Raw genomic sequence first — 18,359 nt, 5'->3', positions numbered from 1 at the left:
GTTCAGTACAAAGTCTCGACCTCGCTGGCCAGCCGGTAGCCCGCGCCGCGCTCGGTGATGATCAGCACCGGGTTGGCGTTGTCGGCCTCGATCTTCAGGCGCAGTCGGCGGATCTGCACGTCGATCGTGCGGTCGTAGACCTCGGCCTCGTGCAAGCGCGACATCGACAGCAGCTGGTCACGCGTCAGCACCCGCTGCGGCGCGCGGCACAGCGCGTTGAGCAGGCTGAATTCGCCGTTCGACAAGGCCACCGATGCCCCATCGGGCGCCAGCAGCCGGCGGGTGCGCAGGTTCAGCTCCCAGCCCGAGAAGCGGAACGCGCGGCGCGTGTTGTCGCGCTCGGGCAGCGTGGCCTGCACCTGGTAGCGGCGCAGCACCGCGCGCACCCGGGCCAGCAGTTCACGCGGGCTGAAGGGCTTGGTGACGTAGTCGTCGGCGCCGAGCTCCAGCCCCATCACGCGGTCGGCCTCCTCGTTGCGGCCGGTCAGCAGCACGATGGGCACGGTGGCCCGCTCGCGCAGCGCGCGCGCCAGTTGCATGCCGTCCTCGCCGGGCAGCTTCAGGTCCAGCAGCACCAGGTCGATCGCTTCGCTGTCGAACAGCGTGAACATCTCGCGCCCCGAACTCGCGGCACTGACGCGCAGCTCGTTCTTGCCCAGGTACTCGACGACCAGGTCACGAACGTCGGGATCGTCGTCGACGACGAGGATGTGTGCAGCAGTGGGCGGGCTCATGGTGTCGGGTCGGTGCGCGGCGCGCTTCATCGTAGCGCAGGCGCTGCGTGCTGCTGCCCGGCGTCGGCCGTGGCGCTCCCGTGTCATTTGCAACATGGCATTTGTCATCTGCCGCGCGGCGCCTGACATGGGCGCTGCGCCGCGCACTTCCACAGTGGAGCCCATCCACTCACTCCCACGAAAGCGTTCCACCATGCTCACATTCAATGCCACGGCGCCGCTGATCAACGCCTTGATGGCGGCTGACGCGTATGCCCACGAACCCGCTCTGGGCCGCGCCGCCACACCCGTGCCCTTGCCGACCCTGGCGGCGATCCTGCGCGCCCGTGTCGAGATCTACTGCGATCACGACAGGCAGGCCATCGCCGACATCCACGCCGCGCGGGACAGCCTGCGCACGCTGCCGGTGAGTGTGCCCTTCGAAGCCTTCGCCGCACTGGACCAGGCGGTCTGGCGCGTGCGCCAGCACGACTACACGGCGGCTGAACAGGCGCTCGATCAGGCGCTGGCCCAGCTGCACCCGAATGCCACTCGCTGAAGGAGCCGATGATGACCATCCGCACACGACAAGCTGCCGCCGGCCTCATCGCACTCGCCGGCCTCGCCGCCCTGCCCGCCCATGCCGAGGGCCTGTATGCCGGCGGCGCCCTGGGCACGCCACGCTATCCGGACGCCGTGAACGGCATCTCCGGCAATGGCTCCGGCCTCAGCGGCAAGCTCTTCGGCGGCTACCAGTTCACACCCAACCTGTCGCTGGAGACCGGTTTTGCCGGCCTCGGCCACATCGATGACGGCAGCGGCCGGGTCAGCGGCCGCGCCGCCTACCTCGACCTGCTGGGCACCTTGCCCTTGAACGACAAGTGGTCGGCGCTCGGACGCCTGGGTGTGGCCCACGTCAAGCTGGACAGCAGCACCGGCGACAGCAGCGGCAGCGGCCCCAAGCTCGGCCTGGGCCTGCAGTACGCGCTGACCACCAACGTCGCGCTGCGCGGCGAGTGGGAACGCTATCACCCCAGCGTGTTCGGCGAAAAGCCCAACATCGATCAGTACACGCTGGGATTCCGCGTGGGCTTCTGAGCCCTGCACGCCAACCAGGACGGACTCGCCATGACCTCTCCAGAAAGCTGTGTCGATGAACCCGCCAGCCGGGCCCGCGCCGCCACCATTCCCCAGCTGGTGGCCGAGGTCTATGAGGCCGCCACGGCCGCCGAGCGCGGCCACCTGATCGCGCAGCTGCTGCGGCCGCTGGGCGTGCTGTCGCTGGTGGCCGTGGCGGACGGCATCTTCGCGAAGATCCGTTTTCGCAGCGGCTGGCAGGACCTGAACATCCGCCTCGAGGACCTGCAGAACGTGCGTGCGGCCCATGTCATCGCACTGGTCGATCATGCGCAGCAGGTCAGCGTCGAAGCCGTCGATGGCCTGGCCCAGCTGCTCATCGCGTCGCCGGTGCTGTCGGGTTCGGCGGCGGCGGTGGTGCTGGTTTCGGCCCTGGTGCAGCGGGCCCGCTCGCGGCAGCCGGGCACGGCATGAATCGACGCGCCATGGCTGCATCTCCCGTGACACCGCTGCCCGGCGACGGGTCCGCCGGCTTCGCGGCGCCGGCCGGCGCGCAGTTGCTGATTCACGCCGCCCTCGCCCCCCCGGTCCGCGACGGTGTGCTCGAACGCCTGCTGCTGTTGCTGCGCAGCCTGACGGCAGACGGCCGGCGTCGCCAGCCCACCCTGCCCACGGACCTGCGCATCGACGACCTGCAGGGGCGCCGGTGTTTCGCCGCCGACAGCACGCACGCGCTGATCGCCGTGCACCTGCCCGCCGGCACCTACCACGTGAGCGCGCGGCTGGGCCCGGTGCTGCGCCGCTACACGGTGACGCTGGAGCGGGGTGCCAGCTTTGACTTGTACCTGCGCCTGGCGAGCGAACGGCACTGACATCGCGACACCAGTCGCCGTCGGCTATCCTCGCTCGCGAACGCAGGGGCAAACCCTGCCCGAGCGGGACCATGACACCTGATACAGCGCCGCCGCCCTCCCGCATCTGGCGTCCGTGGCTCATCGCGCTGGCGCTGTGGCTGCTGCTCGCAGCCTCGGCATCGGTGGCGCTGTGGCACTTGCGCCGCGACGCACTCGACAGCCAGGCGCGCGAGCTGAACCTGCTCTCGCTGGCCCTGACCGACGAGCTCGATCGGGGCTTGCGCGGCGCCGAAGAAGGCCTGCGCGCGCTGCGCACCGAACTGCAGCAAGGTCGCCTGCCTCTGACCGGCAGCGATAGCACGCTGTCGCTGCACACCCGTGCCGAGCTGATGCCGCTGGTGCGAACGCTGTGGCTGGTCGACCGCAGCGGCAAGGTGCTCGCTGCATCCGATGACACCCCGCCACCGCCCCTGGCTGCGTTCTCGCCGGCGCTGGACATGCTGGCGGCCGATGCCACCTCCTTGAGCCGCCCCTTCGCCGTGGCGGATCACCCGGACACCCAGGTGGCCCTGGCGCTTCCGATGGCGCGGGCCCCGGGCACCGGCGACGGCTGGATTCTGGCGGCGATACCGGCCAGCGCGCTGCTGGGCGCCTTCAGTGCCGCACGGCCGGCCGCCGATGCGCGCATGGCCGTGCTGCGCGCCGACGGCGTGCGTCTGGCCGGCGCGAACCTCGGCCCGCCGGCACGAGACGAGGCCAGCGTCGCGCAACACCTGGCCAGCCGGCCGAGCCTGGCGCTGCGCAGCTTCCGCGACGGCAGCGAGCACCTGGTCGGGCTGCACAGCATGCCGCGCTACGGCCTGCGGGTGCTGGTCTCCCGCGATCTGGCGGCGATGCTGGCCGCCTGGCGCGGCGCCGCCGAGGGCGCCGGCATTGCGCTCGCGCTGTTGCTGGCCATCGGGGCCGCGGCGGTCCACTTCGTGCAACGCGCCGAGCGCAGGCGCAGCGAGGCGCAGCGCGCGCTGCAGGCCCAATTGACGCGTGCGAGCAAGCTCGAATCGCTGGGCACGCTGGCCGGCGGCGTGGCGCACGACTTCAACAACGTGCTGGCCGGCATCGTCGGCTTCGGCGAGATGGCGCAGGATGCCGCACCCGCCGGCAGCGCCCAGGCGCGGCACCTGGACAAGGTGCTGCAGGCGGCGCTGCGCGGCAAGGCGCTGGTGGAGCGCATCCTCGCGTTCAGCCGCGGCGGTGCGCGCAGCTCGACGGTGTTCGAGCTGGAGCCGGTGGTCGAAGAGGTGCTCACGCTGTTGGCGGCCTCGCTGCGCCCGGGTGTCGTGCTCGAACGTGCGCTCGAAGCGCCGGCCGCGCGCCTGCGCGGCGACCCGACGCAGGCCTTCGAAGCGGTGATGAACCTGTGCACCAACGCGATGCAGGCCATGCCCGGCGGCGGCATGCTCAGCGTGCAGTTGCAGCGCGATGCGGTGACGGCGCCGCGCGTGCTGTCGCACAGCGCACTGGCCGCCGGCGATTACCTGGCGTTGAGCGTGACGGACCAGGGCGAAGGCATCCGGGCCGAGGTGATGGAGCACCTGTTCGAGCCCTTCTTCACCACGCGGGGCGCGCAGTCCGGCACCGGCCTGGGGCTGGCCGTGGTGCACGGCGTGGTGGCGGAATTCGGCGGCGCGATCGACGTGCAGAGCCAACCTGGTCAGGGCGCCCGCTTCACGCTGTACCTGCCCGAATGCACCGAGACGCTGGGCGCCGTCGAGCCGGTGCCGAAGGCCACGGCACCCGGCGCGGGCCAGCGGCTGCTGGTGGTCGACGACGAACCCGAACTGGTCGGCCTGGTGCTGGAGATGCTGCGCGGCCTGGGCTACGCGCCCGAAGGCTGCATCGACCCGGCGGCCGCGCTGCAGGCACTGCGCGAGCACCCGCACCACTTCGCGGCCGTCATCACCGACGAGGTGATGCCCGAGCTCAGCGGCACGCGGCTGACGCAGGCCCTGCGCGCATTTGCGCCCGACCTGCCGGTGCTGCTGGTCAGCGGCTACGGCGGCGCCTCGCTGGCCCAGCGGGCGGCCGCAGCCGGCGTCTCGCGGGTGCTGGCCAAGCCGCTGCAGCGGGCCGACCTGGCCCGGGCGCTGGCCGATCTGCTGCGCTGATAGCGATCTGCTGCGCTGAGGCGATCTGCCGCGCTGAGGGCCACCCGGCACGCGGCCGCGCCGCGCCGGCATGTTGCAGCTGTCACGCGCAGGCGGCAGGCTGACGCACAACAGAACGCGCCGGCAGCGACGATGGTTTGCCTGGGATCCGCCAAGCGGCGCCGGTCGACGTCGAGCGCACATCCCGGGCATTTCACGAAAGTTCAACTCATGTCCAGGAACTTCACCCCTCTCGCCACCGCCCTCATCGCCACGCTGCTGGGCACCACCGCCTACGCCGACACCGACACCGGCAAGACCCGGGACGAGGTGCGCGCCGAAACGCTCGCCGCCATCCGCAACGGCGACATCATGGAAGGCAACGATCTCACCGAACGCGAGATGTTTCCCGGCCGCTACCCGGCGGCACCGGCCGCCTCGGCCGAAGCGGGCAGGACCCGAAGCGAGGTGCGCGCCGAAACGCTCGCAGCGATCCGCAACGGCGACATGCTGGAGGCCAACGGCCTCACCGAGCGCGAAATGTTCCCCGGCTTGTTCACGGCTGCGCCGGCCGTGGCCGGCAAGACCCGCGGCGAAGTGCGCGCCGAGCTCGCCGAGGCCATCCACAACGGCGACATGCTGGCCAATGGCCGCGTCACGATGACGCTGCGCGAGGAGTTCCCGAGCCAGTACCCGCCGCAGTGAAGGCCGATGAAGGCCGGCGAGCCGGCCCCTGCACAAGCCAAGGGAACAACAAGACGACGCTAGACGAAGCGGAAGCTGATGCTGCCCAGCGGCCCGTAGTCGGCGTGCAGGTTGTCGCCTCGTACAGCCGTGGTCGGCCGGGTGAACGAACCGGCCAGCACCACGTCGCCGATGTTGAGCTGTTCGTCGAAAGGCGCGATCTTGTTGGCCAGCCAGGCCACGCCGTTGCCGGGGTGGTTCAGCACGCCCGCGGCCAGTCCGGTTTCTTCGATAACGCCGTTCTTGTGCAGCAGCGCGCCGACCCAGCGCAGGTCGACATCCATCGGCCGCACCGGCCGGCCGCCGAGCACGATGCCGGCATTGGCTGCGAAGTCGCTGATGGTGTCGAACACCTTGCGCATCTGCTTTGTCTCGCGGTCGAACTGCTCGATGCGCGCATCGATGATCTCGATGGCGGGCACCACGTACTCTGTCGCCGACAGCACGTCGAACAGCGTCGTGCCGGGGCCTCTCAGCGGCTTGCCGAGGATGAAGGCCAGCTCCACCTCGACACGCGGCGCAATGAAGCGGTCGATGGCGATCTCGCTGCCGTTGTCGAAGAACATGTCGTCCATCAGCGGCGCAAAGTCCGGCTCGGTGATCTGGCTGGCCAGCTGCATCGCGCGCGAGGTCAGGCCGATCTTGCGGCCCTTGATGCGGCGGCCATCGGCCAATTCCAGCTGGACCCAGGCACGCTGGATCGCATAGCCGTCCTCGATGCTCATCTCGGGGTAACGGCCCGAGAAATGCCGCAATTGAACGCGGGTCTTGCGTGCCTGGTACAGCTCGCGCGCCAGGGCTTGAATGGTGTCGGTTGTCAGCATGCTCAGCGTGCGGGGGTGAAAAGGGGATGAAGGTTGCCGAGCTTGGCGTCGAAGACCTCGGCGCCTTCGTCGATCTGCAGCGTCAGGCCCAGATGGCGCCGAGCCAGCAAGGGCGCACAGTGGCAACGCACGGCTTCGCTCAAGGCCTCGCCAGTGCGCTGGTGCACAGCCGGGCTGCGGCCCCGGCCCATGCGCAGCTGGATGTAGACGAAGCCATGGTCGCCGCTGCCGTCGGCCACCGCGCTGTGCGCCGCAGGGTAGGCGAACACGCGCACGCCGCCGGTGGGGAAGACCGGCGCGCCGCCCTCGTCGCGCACGCCCAGCATCGCGTCGGCCAGGCGCCGGCACAGGCCGCTCATGTCGGCTGCTGGGTCCTGGTCCCGGTCCTGGTCCAGGTCGGCGGTGTAGAGCACGACAACATGCGGCATGGTGGCTTCCGATCAGCGGTTCACAAGCGCCCGCCCGCCAGAGCCGGTGTGCTGGGTAAGCCCACGCCCTGCAAGCCGGCAGGCATCGTCGACACCGGGAAGACCGCGTTGATCTGCCCGGTGCCGGAACTCGGGAAAAAGGGCGTCACCACTTCGACACCCTGGTCGTAGTGCCGCCAGCCCAAGGCCCCCAGCAGCATGGCCGTGTCGTGCATGAAGCCTTCGCCATGGCCCTTGGCGGCGTACTCGGGCAGCATGTCGCAGAACTCGGCCCACTCGCCGCGCTGCCACATGCCCACCACCTCATGATCCAGGTGCTCCAGCAAGGGGCTCCACATCTTGTCGCGGTAGGCGTCGGCGGTCCCGTTCTGCGCAAAGCGATGGCTCAGCGAGCCGCTGGCGAAGATCGCCACGTTGCCGTCGTAGTGGTCTTCGATCGCGCGGCGGAAGGCCCAGCCGAGCCGGGCGCTGTCGGCCAGGTAGTGCACCTGGCACAGCGCCGAGACCGACACCACCTTGAAGTGGCGGTCGCTGTTCATGTAGCGCATCGGCACCAACGTGCCGTACTCGGGCGCCAGCGTGGTGGCCGGGTGCGCCAGCGTGGGCACGCCATGCGCGTTGGCCACTTCGGCCAGCAACTGGCCGAGCGCGGGGTTGCCGTCGTACTCGAAGGCCATGTTGCTGATGAAGTGCGGCAGCTCGTTGCTGGTGTACACGCCCTGGAAGTGCGGCGCGCAATTGATGTGGTAGCCGGCGTTGACCAGCCAGTGCGTATCGAACACGACGATGGTGTCCACGCCCAGGGCCCGGCAACGCCGGCCGATCTCGACGTGGCCATCGATGGCGGCCTGGCGCTTGCCCTTGCCGGGGCCGTCGATCTCGCTGAGGTACATCGACGGCACGTGGGTGATCTTGGCGGCCAACGCGAGCTTACCCATGGCGAGCACCTTGCAAGGTATCGAGCTTGCCCATGATCAGGCGCCCCAATGCGGAATGTGGTGCGTGCCCAGCGACACCGCGACGTTCTTCGGCTCCAGGAACACCTCGTAGCTCCAGGTGCCGCCTTCGCGGCCGGTGCCGCTGGCCTTGGTGCCGCCGAAGGGCTGGCGCAGGTCGCGCACGTTCTGGCTGTTGACGAAGCACATGCCGGCTTCGATGGCGGCGGCCACGCGGTGGGCGCGGCCGAGGTTCTCGGTCCAGACGTAGCTGGACAGGCCGTATTGGATGTCGTTGCTCTTCGCGATAGCGTCGGCCTCGTCGCTGAACGGGATCAGGCAGGCCACCGGGCCGAAGATCTCTTCCTGCGCGATGCGCATGCGGTTGTCGACATCGGCAAACACCGTGGGCTTGACGAAGTTGCCCCGCGTCACATGAGCCGGCAGGTCCGGCGCGTCGAGCCCGCCGCACAGCAGCGTGGCGCCCTCTTTCGCGCCCAGCTCGATGTAGCTGCGCACCTTGGCCAGGTGGGCCGGGCTGATCATCGGGCCGATGATCGTCTTCTCGTCCAGCGGATCGCCCACCGTGATGCGGCGCGCGCGCTCGGCGAACTTCTGCGCGAAGTCGGCATAGATGCTCTGCTGTACCAGGATGCGGCTGCCCGCCGTGCAACGCTCACCGTTGTTGCTGAAGATCATGAACACCGCGGCGTCCAGCGCGCGATCGAGGTCGGCATCGTCGAAGACCACGAACGGGCTCTTGCCGCCGAGTTCCATGCTGAACTTCTTCAGCCCGGCCGCTTGCACGATGCGGTTGCCGGTGACGGTGGAGCCGGTGAACGAGATCGCGCGCACCTCCGGGTGGCGGCACAGCGGCTCGCCGGCGTCCCGGCCGAAGCCGTGCACGATGTTCAGCACGCCGGCCGGGATGCCGGCTTCCAGCGCCAGTTCGCCCAGGCGCGCGGCGCTCAATGGCGACAGCTCGCTCATCTTCAGCACCGCGGTGTTGCCGAAAGCCAGGCAGGGCGCCACCTTCCAGGTCGCGGTCATGAAGGGCACGTTCCACGGGCTGATCAGCGCGCACACGCCCACCGGGTGGAACAGCGTGTAGTTCAGGTGCGTCGGCGTCGGGTAGGTGTGGCCGTCGACGCGCGTGCACATCTCGGCGAAGTAGTGGAAGTTGTCGGCCGCGCGCGGCACCAGTTGCTTGCCGGTCTGCGCGATGACCTGGCCGGTGTCCCGGGTTTCGATGCCGGCGATCTCGGGCACATGGGCCGTGATCAGATCCCCCAGCTTGCGCATCAGGCGCGCACGCTCGGTGGCCGGCAGCCCGGCCCAGGCCGGGAAAGCCGCCTTGGCCGCGGCCACCGCGGCGGCCACCTCGGCCTCGCCGCCGGCGGCCACTTCGGCCAGCACTTCCTGCGTCGCGGGGTTGACGGTTTCGAAGTAGTCGCGGCTCTCGACGGACCGGCCGTCGATCAGGTGCTGGATGCGCATCGCGCGGTTCTCCTATCGTTCAAAAGTAGCGTCATCGACCAGCGTGTTGTGCAAGCGGCCGATGCCCTCGATCTCGCACACCACCTCGTCGCCGGGCCCCACGTCGACCACGCCGTCGGGTGTGCCGGTGAGGATCAGGTCGCCGGGCTGCAAGGTCATGAACTCGCTGAGGTATTCGATCAGCGCCGGGATGTCGTTGACCATGTCGCGGGTATGGCCGCGCTGCGTCTCGCGGCCGTTGACGGTCGTGCGCAGCACCAGCCGGTGCGGGTCCGGCACGTCCGCCGCGTCGACGAACCAGGGGCCCAGCGCCGTGCAGGTGTCGCGGTTCTTCACCCGCAGGTTGGGCCGGTACCAGTTCTCGAGGTAGTCGCGCACCGCATAGTCGTTGGCCACCGAGTAGCCGGCGACCTGGGCCATCGCATCGGCGCGGCGCACGCGGCGCGCCGTGCGGCCGATCACCACCGCCAGCTCGCACTCGTAGTGCATGAAGCTGGCATCGGCCGGCCGCCGCGTGAAGCCGCGGTGGCCGATCAGCGTGCTCGGGCTCTTCAGGAAGACCAGCGGTTCGTCCTGCGCACTGAGCGTCAGCTCCTTGGACAGCTCCTTGACATGGTCGGCGTAGTTCAGGCCCAGCGCCAGGATGGTGCCGGGCTGCAGCGGCGGCAGCCAGACCACCTGGTCTTCGGCCAGCACGCGGCCATCGGCCAGCTGCAGGCCCTGGGGATGCGGCCGGGCTTCGTGCACGGCGCCGCCGTAGGCCACACGGGCGCGTTTCATGCTGCGGCTCCTTCGGCGATCAAGGGATTCTCGATCTGGCCCAGGCCGCTGATCGCCACCCGGACACGCTGCCCCGCCCGGGCCAGCGGCGCACCGGCGGCCACGCCGACCGACAGCACATCACCCGGCGACAGCGTCATGAACTCGCTGACATCGGCCAGCAACTGCGCGCAGCTGCGTACCAAGCCGGCAGTGCTGCAGCGATGCACGGTCTGGCCGTCGATCGCCACGCTGATGTCCAGCGCATCGGGATCAACGGCACGATCCGCCGGCACGAAGGCGCCGATCGGGCAGAAACTGTCGCACGCCTTGAAGCGCAGCGAAGGCCGGTAGAACGATGCGTGCGGCACGCTGACATCGACGACGATCACATAGCCGGCCACCAACGACAGCGCCTGCGCCGGGCTGACGCGGCAGGCAACACGGCCCAGCACCAGCCCCAGCGTCGCGCCGATCTCCAGCGCATCCACGCCGGCAGGCACGCGCACCGCATCGCCATTGCCGACCCAGGTGTTGCGCGGCTTGATGTAGAGCACCGGCGCGCGCGGCGGCGCCTTGTACGGCGGCTGGTGCACGGCATCGCCCAGCGCCGCCAGCGCGTCGTGGTGGTTCAGCAGCGCGCCGTAGACGGTGCCGCGCACGGGTGCGGGAACAAGTGATTGAGCAGGTGCTTGAACAGGAAGGCCGGGAGCTGGCATGCGCATCTCGCTAAGATGTGCGTGATTTAACCACTAAGATCTTAGTGAATCAAGCGCCCCGCCCCGGCAGAGGCCTCGGCGTTTACCCGGATCGTGATGGCTTCGCCGGCGACCGGACACTATCATGTGAGTGTTTTGCATCCCCTACCCCAGCCGCCATGTCCTCGCTGCGTCATCGCAACCTGCCCCACCTGCTGCTGCGCGCCCGCGAGGCGCTGATGGCGCAGTTCCGCCCGCTGCTCAACGAAGCCGGGCTGACGGAGCAGCAATGGCGCATCGTGCGCGCGCTGCTGGAGCATGGTGCGCTGGAATCGCGCCAGCTCAGCGAGCAGTGCTCGATCTCCAGCCCCAGCATCGTCGGCGTGCTGCTGCGCCTGGAGGAAACCGGGCTGATCACCCGCGAACGCATGGAACACGATCAGCGCCGCCTGCAGGTGGCGCTGACCTCACGCGGCCTGGCCCTCGCGCGCAAGCTGGTGCCGCGCATCGAACAGCGCTATGAAGAGCTGGAAGCCGGCATCGGCGTGCGGCCGATGCACGACGTCTACGACGCGATCGACTCGCTGCTGGCGCGCATTGCCGAGCCCGGTGTCGACAGCGACGAAGAGGCCGCGCCGGCGGCGCGCAGTCCGAGAACCGGGGCGCGCCGGCGCTGACGAGGGCTGCCGCGCGTCGGCAGCGGGTCTTCGTGCAAACGGCAGCAGTCCTCGCATCCATGGCCAAGATGTTCCGGCCGCGCTTGATGCCTCGGCTCGAACATTCGGCGTCATGAAAGCCCGGTTGTGCCATGTTAGCGAACTTGCTAACATCGCTCATGGCGTTTGAGATCACCTACTTCCATGAGCGCGTTCTCGCCGAGATCCAGTCATGGCCAGTTGATGTTCTTGCTGACTACGCTCGCCTGGTCGAGCTCCTGACGGAGCATGGCCCAAGTCTTCGCCTGCCGCACTCGCGCGCCTTCGGTGATGGCCTGTTCGAGTTGCGTCCTCGCGGACGCTCCGGAATCGGCCGAGCGTTCTACTGCTTCCTTGTCGGCAAGCGTGTCGTCGTCCTTCACGCATTCATCAAGAAGTCGCGCCAAACGCCTGATAGTGAATTGAAGTTTGCGCGCAAGCGCCTCAAGGAGGTCCAGCATGGCTGACCTGAAGTACAAGCCCGTTCGTCACAACCACGCCGAGTTCCTGGCAAAGGCCAAGCAAAGACCCGGCTTCGCCGAGGCGTACGAGTCGCTTGAGCTCGAGTACGCGCTGGCCAGCCAAATGCTCAAGGCTCGCGCCAAGGCGGGCCTCACGCAGGATGCTGTTGCGGAGCGCATGGGCACCACCAAAAGTGCCATTTCGAGGCTTGAAGCCGCCGGGCGGCACGCCCCGTCGCTCGCAACGCTGAAAAAATACGCTGCCGCTGTGGGCTGCGAGCTGCAGGTCAAGCTGGTGCCGCAGAAGCCCGCATGACGCCGGGCCTCTCCGTCAAGTGACCAAGTTCCCGGAGAAGCGCGCCCTATTCACCAGGTTTCTTGAGCGGGTACGCGCTCTGCGGAAAGTTGGCTGACCCTTCTATCGAGAGGCGCTATTCGGCAAGCCGGGCAGCGCCTCTCATGTCAAACGTCTAGGCGTCATCAAATGCGCGATGTCCCGATCCTGCTGTTGGTAGCTGCGTTGGCGTGCTTTGGCTTCTCATATTGGGGCCTGAACACAATCTCCGGGCGCGCCGCGTTCGACGAAATGGCGGGCATCATTCCCCTTGCTGCGACGCCTTGTGGTCTTGTGCTTTTGCTGGTCGCGGCAGTGCTATGGCGGAGGCGCGGCACACGGCCATGACCGGCGCGGCAGAAGCGAGGCCATCACGTGGATGAAGATCTCGGTGCCAGCATGGCCTCAGTTCATGCGCGGCTGCGTGAGGTGTCGGCAGTCGCTGGATGAACAGGCGCCAGGTGCCGAACGAACCGAAAAGGAGTTCGGCAGCGAGGGGTGAAGCCTAGGCTTTTGCTGAAGCCGAGCCCCGCGCGGCCTGACAGGTCGATTGACACGGACGCCCCTTCTGGTTGACGGCATCGGTGCCGAGCACGGATTACCCAGCGCAATCTGCAGGATCGCGATGCCGGGCATCTCCGTGAACCTGCACCGTGTCCTGCAGCGCCAGGACAGACAGGCCGCAAGCCGCGCTGCACGATGGCGCCAAACCACAGGAGACGGGCATGAACAGGCGTGATGCAATGGCCGCGGCAGCAGCGGCGCTCGGTCTGGCGAGCCTGGGCGCCCGGGCCCAGGCGCCGGCAACCATCAAGGTCGGCGTGCTGCTGTCCTTGAGCGGGCCCGGCGCCTCGCTGGGCATTCCCGAGAAGAACACCATCGAGGTGCTGCCGCCCACGCTGGGCGGCCAGCCGGTGCGCTACATCGTGCTGGACGACGCCACCGACACGGTGGGCGCGACCAAGCATGCGCGCCGCCTGGTCGAGGAGGACAAGGTCGACCTCATCATCGGCCCGACGGTCACGCCGACCTCGCTGGCCGCGCTGGAAGTGGCCGGCGCGGCGCAAACGCCGATGATCAGCCTGGCCGGCTCCGGTGCCATCGTGCTGCCGCCCGAAGGCGCACGGCGCTGGGCCTTCAAGCTGGCGCCCAACGAGCCGACGATGGGCGCCTACATCTTCGACCACCTGCAGGCCGCGCAGCGCAAGACGCTGGCCTACATCGGCTTCAACACCGCTTTCGGCGATTCCTTCATCAAGGAGATGAACAAGATCGCCGCCGAGCGCGGCATCAAGGTGCTGGCCGACGAGCGCTATGCCCCGAACGACATCACGGTGGCGGCGCAGGTACTGAAGGTCAGCGCGGCGAACCCCGATGCAGTGATCATCGCCGCCTCGGGCACGGCCGGCGCGCTGCCGGTGATCGAGCTGAAGAAACGCGGCTACAAGGGCCAGATCTACCTGCAGCAAGGCATTGCGAATGCCGACTTCCTGCGTGTTGGCGGGCGTGATCTGGACGGCTGCCTGTTCCCGGTGTCGCCGGTGCTGGTGGCTGAACAATTGCCGGCCTCGAACCCCGTGCGCGCGGTGGCGCTGGACTACCTGGCGCGCTACGAAGGCAAGTTCGGCAGCGGCAGCCGCTCGTTGTTCGGCGCCACCGCGTGGGATGCCTACGTGCTGCTCGACAAGGCGGTGCCCAAGGCGCTGGCCAAGGCCGCGCCCGGCACGCCCGAGTTCCGCACCGCGCTGCGCGACGCGCTCGAACAGTCGCGCGACGTGGTCGGCGCACAAGGCGTGTTCAGCCTCAGCGAGAGAGACCACAACGGCACCGACCGCCGCGCCCAGGTGCTGGTGCGCATCGAGTCCGGCAAATGGGTGTACCTGCCTTAGCCCCGGCCGCCTGGCGGCGCCCTGTCCCCTCCTGGGGCAGGTATTGCTCACCCCAGTGGAGCACCTGAGATGTTCCTGAAAAACTGCTGGTACGTCGCCGGCTGGCGCGACGAGATCGACGATGGCCGGCTGCTGGCGCGCACCGTGCTGGGCGAGCCGCTGCTGCTGTACCGCACGGAAGCCGGCGCGCCGGTGGCGCTGCAGGACCGCTGTTGCCACCGCGGCGCGCCGCTGTCGCTGGGTCGCCGCGAAGGCGATTGTGTGCGCTGCCTCTACCACGGGCTGAAGTTCGAACCCGGCGGCGCCTGCGTCGAGATCCCGGGCCAGGCCAACGTGCCGCCCAAGGCCCGGGTGCGGTCCTGGCCTGTGGTCGAGCGCGCACGCTGGCTGTGGGTGTGGATGGGCGACCCGGCGCGGGCCGATCCGGCCGGGATCCCCGACACGCACTGGCTGGACGATCCGCAGTGGCGCAGCCTGCCCGGCACCATGCATTACGACGTGCCGCACCTGGCGATCGCCGACAACCTGCTGGACTTCAGCCACCTGCCCTACGTGCACCCGACGACGCTGGGCGGCAGCGAGCAGTACGCGCAGGAACGGCCGCTGGTCGAGCGCCTGGCGCGCGGCGTGCGCGTGACACGCTGGGTGATGAACATCCCGCCGCCGCCCTTCGTCACCCAGGTGGCCGGCTGGACCGGGCCGGTGGACCGCTGGAACATCTATGACTTCACGGTGCCCGGCCTGCTGGTGATGGACTCGGGCAGCGCGCCGGCCGGCCAGGGCGCGCGTGAAGGCAACCGTGCCGGCGCGCTGCAGTTTCACAGCTGCCAGGCATTGACGCCCGAGGCCGCGTCTTCCACGCACTATTTCTTCACCCAGCCGCACGACTTCGCGCTCGACCAGCCGGCGGTGACGCAGGCGGTACACGACATCGTGAAGCAGGCCTTCGCCGAAGACGAGCACATGATCAGCGCGCAGCAGCGCAACCTGGCGCTGGACCCGGATTTCGAGATGCTGCCGCTGGCGATGGACAGCGCGCTGATGCACTACCGCCGTGTGTACGCGGCCCTGCTGGCCGACGAGCAGGCCAAGGCTCAAGCGCGGCCGGCCGGCACGCCGTGAAGGCGCTGGAACAGCTCGACCTGGCGCCGCACGCCGAGCTTGTCGAAGGCCCGCTGCCGGTAGGTGGCCACGCTGGTCGGGCTCAGGCCCAGCAGCTTGCCGGCCTCCTTGGCGCTGCGGCCGGCCAGGATCTGCTCGACGACCTCACGCTCGCGGCGTGACAGCGCGGCCAGCGGGTCGGCCGGCTCGTTGTGCACCGGCGGCATCGCGGCGACCAGGGCCAGGTGGCGGCGCGTCGCGGCGGCCAGCGCCGGCGCATGCGCGCGCAGGCCGTTCACCGCCGCGTCCAGCGGCAGCGTGCACTGCTGCTGCCGGTAGGTGTTGACAAAGACCCAGCGCTCGCCGCAGGGGATCAGCAGCGACACGCGCTCCTGCAGGCCCGCACTGTCGTAGCAGGCGCTGCGGTAGCCGGCGTCGCTGATCTGCGCCGCCAGCACATGGCTCAGGCACAGCTGATGCGCCGGCGCCCGCGCGATGTGCAGGTTGCCGTCCTGCCGGTAGTAATGCTCCAGCAGGTAGCGCCGCCCCGAACGCTGTGCCGCATCACCGCGCAGGCTGACGGCGCCCACCAGTGTCGGCACCTGATCCTGCAGCAGGAACACCGCCACATCGCTGGCCGCCGCCAGATCGTGGCACAGCTGCAGCAGCGCGGGCACGAAGGCCGGCTCGCCGATGTGCTCGATCACCGCCGGCCAGGCCGTGCTGAACGGCGTGGCGTGGGCGACTGAGGGCTCCACGGGGATGGTCGAGATGGCGAGCGACGACATGGCAGGCGAGGACGTGAGGGACAGGGACGAGCCACAGCGGGCCGGGTGGCCCGCTGTGGCCCGCTTTGGCCCGCTATGGGCAGCCCGTGAGCAGCCGCCCGTGAGCAACAGGCCTTCGCCCGATTCTGCTGCGCCGCCGGCCGCCGGCAAGAGGGCACACCCGAGGGCCGGCGCCTGCTTCAGATCGCCCGCATCGCCGCCGGCACCCGCGTGCCGCCGTCGGCCACCAGCGCCGCGCCGGTGACGAACGAAGATTCATCGCAGGCCAGGAACAGACACACCGCCGCCATTTCGTCCGGCCGCGCCATGCGCTGCAGGGCGATGCGGGCGACGGTGCGCTGGTGAGCTTCCTGCTCGCTGATGCCCAGCGCCAGCGCCAGCTCCTGCATCTCGCGCTCGGCCATCGGCGTGGCCACCCAGCCGGGGCACAGCGCGTTGACGCGCACGCCCTGCCCGCCATAGGCCATCGCGGCCGAGCGTGTCAGCGCCACCACCCCGGCCTTGCTGGCGGCATAGCTGGCCGATCCGGCGCCGGCATTGAAGGCCGCCACCGATGCGATGTTGACGATGGCGCCGCTGCCGCGCGCCAGCATGTGCGGCAGCACGGCCCGCATCGTGCGCATCGTGCCGGCCAGGTTCACCTCGTGCTGGCGGGACCACAGCGCGTCGTCGATGGTGCCGGCGTCGTCGGCGGCGATCACGCCGGCGGCGTTCACCAGCACGTCGATGCGGCCGTGGCGCTGCAGCGCCGTGGCCACCAGGCTGCGCACCTGCGCGTCGTCGGTCACGTCGCAGCGTAGCGCCGCGTCGCCGGCCGGCTGCGGCCAGCCGGCGGCGACCACGCGCGCGCCCTCCTGCACGAAACGCTGTACCACGGCCTCGCCGATGCCGCTGGCCGCACCACAGACCAGCGCTACCTTGTTCTGCAAGCGCAGGCGGGCCGTGTCAATCGCGAGGTTCACGCGCGAACTCCTGCTCCAGCACCTGCTCCACCGGCACCGGTGAAAAGCCCTGCTGCCGCTGGATGACGAAGCACCACACCAGCGCATACAGCGCAGTCAACGCCAGCATCGAGCCGAAGGGCAGGTAGATGTCCGCCGCCTTCATCGTCGGCGGCGTGATGTACCAGATCGCGACGAAGATGCCCAGCGACGCGACGATCTGCGGCAGCGGAAAGAACGGCGCGCGGTAGGCCCGCGGCAGGTCCGGCCGGCGCATGCGCAGCACCACGATGGACAGGTTCACCAGCAGGTAGGCCACGCCCCAGGCGCACACTGCCGCCAGCACCAGCGGCAGGATGCGGTCCAGGTCGCCCTGGATCGCCACCGTGTGGGCGATCGGAATCGCGGCGGCCACGGCAATGCCGACCACCGGACTCTTGTATTTCGGATGCAGCCTGGCAAAAGCCTTGGGCAAGGCGCCGTCGAGTGCCATGCCGTACAGGATGCGCGGCAGCGCGGCCATCAAGGTGTTGATCGTCGCCGCGCCGGCCAGCAGGAAGGCAATGCCGAGCCAGAAGCGGCCCACCGGCCCCATCACCGCTTGCGCGAACAGCGGAATCGCATCCGGCGTCTCGAGGATGTGCACCGTGCCCTGCGCATCGACGGCGGTGTTGGGCACCTGCCGCGCCATCGCCGCGCCCCAGATCACCATGCACAGCCACACCAGCACCAGGCCCAGCATCATCGCGCGCGGGATGTTGCGGTGAGCATTGCGCAGCTCGGGCGCCAGCGGCGTGACGAACTCGATGCCCAGGAACATGAACATCGCCATGCCGACCAGTGACATCACCGCATACGGATCCGTGCCGACCTGCGAGGCGCCGAAGAAGCCTTGCAGCGGCACCTGCGGCGCCTGCAGCAGGCCGCTGACGCCGAAGATCATCAGCGTGGCCCACATGCTGAAGGTCAGGAAGATCTCGACGCGTGCGAACGCCTTGATCCCGAAGTAGTTCAGCGCGGCGAACAGCAGCACCATCGCCACGCCGACCGCCCAGGTGACCTGGTGCGTCACCAGCAGGCCGTGCAGCGCCGGGAAGTTGACAGTGGCCATCACGCCGCTGAGGATGGTCTCGGCCGTGCCGGCGAACACATGCACCAGCATGTAGGCCGAGATCGTGCCGGTGATCGCCGCCACGCGGCCCAGGCCGCAGGCGATGTAGTCGTATACCGAGCCGGCGGTGGGCATCATCGCCGCCGCTTCGGCGAAGGTCGTGGCCTGCATGAACATCAGTGCCACGGCGATGACCATCGCCAGCACGAAACTGCTGCCGCCGATCGAGAAGCCGGTGGTCGCCGTCAGGATCGCCGGGCTGGCCATGACCACACCGACCGAGGTGGCCAGCGCCGTCGGGAAACCGACGACGCCGCGCCGCAGGTGGGCGTTGGTACGTTCTTCGAGGCTCATCGCGCGCTCCGC

Annotated in this window: 21 protein-coding genes; 11 read left to right on the top strand and 10 right to left on the bottom strand. The window is 69.2% G+C overall.

Features of this window, described 5'->3' with window-relative positions; translation table 11 throughout:
* Positions 1-2: 2 nt before the first annotated feature.
* Complete coding sequence (locus tag VLK61_RS22375; protein ID WP_325424101.1) at positions 3-734, bottom strand: response regulator transcription factor; 732 nt, start codon at positions 732-734, stop codon at positions 3-5.
* Between the two features lie 193 nt (positions 735-927).
* Between VLK61_RS22375 and VLK61_RS22370 the strand changes: the two genes are divergently transcribed.
* The 6 genes from VLK61_RS22370 (at position 928) to VLK61_RS22345 (ending at position 5,493) form a co-directional block, all read left to right on the top strand.
* Positions 928-1,272, top strand: a complete 345-nt coding sequence (locus VLK61_RS22370; protein ID WP_325424098.1) for a hypothetical protein — start codon at positions 928-930, stop codon at positions 1,270-1,272.
* A gap of 11 nt (positions 1,273-1,283) precedes the next feature.
* Positions 1,284-1,811: an outer membrane beta-barrel protein gene (locus VLK61_RS22365; protein ID WP_325424096.1), complete on the top strand. Its 528-nt coding sequence runs from the start codon at positions 1,284-1,286 to the stop codon at positions 1,809-1,811.
* A gap of 30 nt (positions 1,812-1,841) precedes the next feature.
* Positions 1,842-2,264 (top strand): hypothetical protein, encoded by a 423-nt coding sequence (locus VLK61_RS22360; RefSeq protein ID WP_325424094.1) that lies wholly within the window; start codon positions 1,842-1,844, stop codon positions 2,262-2,264.
* Positions 2,265-2,275: 11 nt separating this feature from the next.
* On the top strand, positions 2,276-2,662 hold the full coding sequence (locus tag VLK61_RS22355; protein WP_325424092.1) for a hypothetical protein: 387 nt from the start codon (positions 2,276-2,278) through the stop codon (positions 2,660-2,662).
* Positions 2,663-2,733: 71 nt separating this feature from the next.
* Entirely contained in the window at positions 2,734-4,809 is a 2,076-nt protein-coding gene (locus VLK61_RS22350; RefSeq protein WP_325424090.1) for an ATP-binding protein, read from the top strand.
* A gap of 210 nt (positions 4,810-5,019) precedes the next feature.
* Positions 5,020-5,493, top strand: a complete 474-nt coding sequence (locus tag VLK61_RS22345) for a DUF4148 domain-containing protein (protein ID WP_325424088.1) — start codon at positions 5,020-5,022, stop codon at positions 5,491-5,493.
* Positions 5,494-5,552: 59 nt separating this feature from the next.
* Here VLK61_RS22345 and hpaH read toward each other — a convergent pair whose 3' ends face one another.
* From hpaH to VLK61_RS22315, 6 genes are read right to left on the bottom strand one after another with little or no spacing between them, the layout of a single operon-like run.
* Positions 5,553-6,356, bottom strand: coding sequence for a 2-oxo-hept-4-ene-1,7-dioate hydratase (gene hpaH / locus VLK61_RS22340; RefSeq protein WP_325424086.1), 804 nt, complete (start codon positions 6,354-6,356; stop codon positions 5,553-5,555).
* Between the two features lie 2 nt (positions 6,357-6,358).
* Positions 6,359-6,784: a 5-carboxymethyl-2-hydroxymuconate isomerase gene (locus VLK61_RS22335; protein WP_325424084.1), complete on the bottom strand. Its 426-nt coding sequence runs from the start codon at positions 6,782-6,784 to the stop codon at positions 6,359-6,361.
* A gap of 20 nt (positions 6,785-6,804) precedes the next feature.
* On the bottom strand, positions 6,805-7,722 hold the full coding sequence (gene hpaD / locus VLK61_RS22330) for a 3,4-dihydroxyphenylacetate 2,3-dioxygenase (protein WP_325424081.1): 918 nt from the start codon (positions 7,720-7,722) through the stop codon (positions 6,805-6,807).
* A 36-nt stretch (positions 7,723-7,758) separates the two neighbouring features.
* Positions 7,759-9,216 (bottom strand): 5-carboxymethyl-2-hydroxymuconate semialdehyde dehydrogenase, encoded by a 1,458-nt coding sequence (gene hpaE / locus VLK61_RS22325; protein ID WP_325424079.1) that lies wholly within the window; start codon positions 9,214-9,216, stop codon positions 7,759-7,761.
* A 12-nt stretch (positions 9,217-9,228) separates the two neighbouring features.
* Positions 9,229-9,996 carry a fumarylacetoacetate hydrolase family protein gene (locus VLK61_RS22320; RefSeq protein ID WP_325424077.1) on the bottom strand — a complete coding sequence of 256 codons (768 nt, stop codon included), beginning with the start codon at positions 9,994-9,996 and terminating at the stop codon, positions 9,229-9,231.
* Positions 9,993-10,694 (bottom strand): fumarylacetoacetate hydrolase family protein, encoded by a 702-nt coding sequence (locus tag VLK61_RS22315; RefSeq protein ID WP_325424075.1) that lies wholly within the window; start codon positions 10,692-10,694, stop codon positions 9,993-9,995. The genes VLK61_RS22320 and VLK61_RS22315 overlap by 4 nt, the downstream gene beginning before the upstream one ends.
* A gap of 158 nt (positions 10,695-10,852) precedes the next feature.
* On the opposite strand from VLK61_RS22315, the gene hpaR reads away from it, so the two are divergent.
* The 5 genes from hpaR (at position 10,853) to VLK61_RS22290 (ending at position 15,174) form a co-directional block, all read left to right on the top strand.
* Complete coding sequence (gene hpaR, locus VLK61_RS22310) at positions 10,853-11,350, top strand: homoprotocatechuate degradation operon regulator HpaR (protein ID WP_325424073.1); 498 nt, start codon at positions 10,853-10,855, stop codon at positions 11,348-11,350.
* 158 nt (positions 11,351-11,508) lie between these two features.
* The gene (locus VLK61_RS22305) at positions 11,509-11,835 is read left to right on the top strand and encodes a type II toxin-antitoxin system RelE/ParE family toxin (protein WP_325424071.1); all 327 of its coding nucleotides are present in this window, start codon (positions 11,509-11,511) and stop codon (positions 11,833-11,835) included.
* Positions 11,828-12,145 carry a helix-turn-helix domain-containing protein gene (locus VLK61_RS22300; RefSeq protein WP_325424069.1) on the top strand — a complete coding sequence of 106 codons (318 nt, stop codon included), beginning with the start codon at positions 11,828-11,830 and terminating at the stop codon, positions 12,143-12,145. Before VLK61_RS22305 ends, VLK61_RS22300 begins: the two co-directional genes overlap by 8 nt.
* Positions 12,146-12,906: 761 nt before the next feature.
* Positions 12,907-14,052: an ABC transporter substrate-binding protein gene (locus tag VLK61_RS22295; RefSeq protein ID WP_325424168.1), complete on the top strand. Its 1,146-nt coding sequence runs from the start codon at positions 12,907-12,909 to the stop codon at positions 14,050-14,052.
* A gap of 69 nt (positions 14,053-14,121) precedes the next feature.
* Positions 14,122-15,174, top strand: coding sequence for an aromatic ring-hydroxylating dioxygenase subunit alpha (locus VLK61_RS22290; RefSeq protein WP_325424067.1), 1,053 nt, complete (start codon positions 14,122-14,124; stop codon positions 15,172-15,174).
* Here VLK61_RS22290 and VLK61_RS22285 read toward each other — a convergent pair.
* The 3 genes from VLK61_RS22285 to VLK61_RS22275 all read right to left on the bottom strand — a co-directional run bounded on the left by VLK61_RS22285 (position 15,147) and on the right by VLK61_RS22275 (position 18,347).
* A complete protein-coding gene (locus tag VLK61_RS22285) occupies positions 15,147-15,941 on the bottom strand; it encodes a helix-turn-helix transcriptional regulator (protein ID WP_325424065.1) in 795 nt (264 codons plus the stop codon). The genes VLK61_RS22290 and VLK61_RS22285 overlap by 28 nt on opposite strands.
* 179 nt (positions 15,942-16,120) lie before the next feature.
* Positions 16,121-16,903: an SDR family NAD(P)-dependent oxidoreductase gene (locus VLK61_RS22280; protein ID WP_325424063.1), complete on the bottom strand. Its 783-nt coding sequence runs from the start codon at positions 16,901-16,903 to the stop codon at positions 16,121-16,123.
* The gene (locus tag VLK61_RS22275) at positions 16,887-18,347 is read right to left on the bottom strand and encodes an APC family permease (protein WP_325424061.1); all 1,461 of its coding nucleotides are present in this window, start codon (positions 18,345-18,347) and stop codon (positions 16,887-16,889) included. Before VLK61_RS22275 ends, VLK61_RS22280 begins: the two co-directional genes overlap by 17 nt.
* Between the last annotated feature and the right edge of the window lie 12 nt (positions 18,348-18,359).

It is taken from the genome of Aquabacterium sp., assembly GCF_035476535.1.
Taxonomy (GTDB): domain Bacteria; phylum Pseudomonadota; class Gammaproteobacteria; order Burkholderiales; family Burkholderiaceae_C; genus Pseudaquabacterium.
Note: the sequence above shows the minus strand (reverse complement) of the source record. Positions and strands in the feature narration are given on the sequence as shown.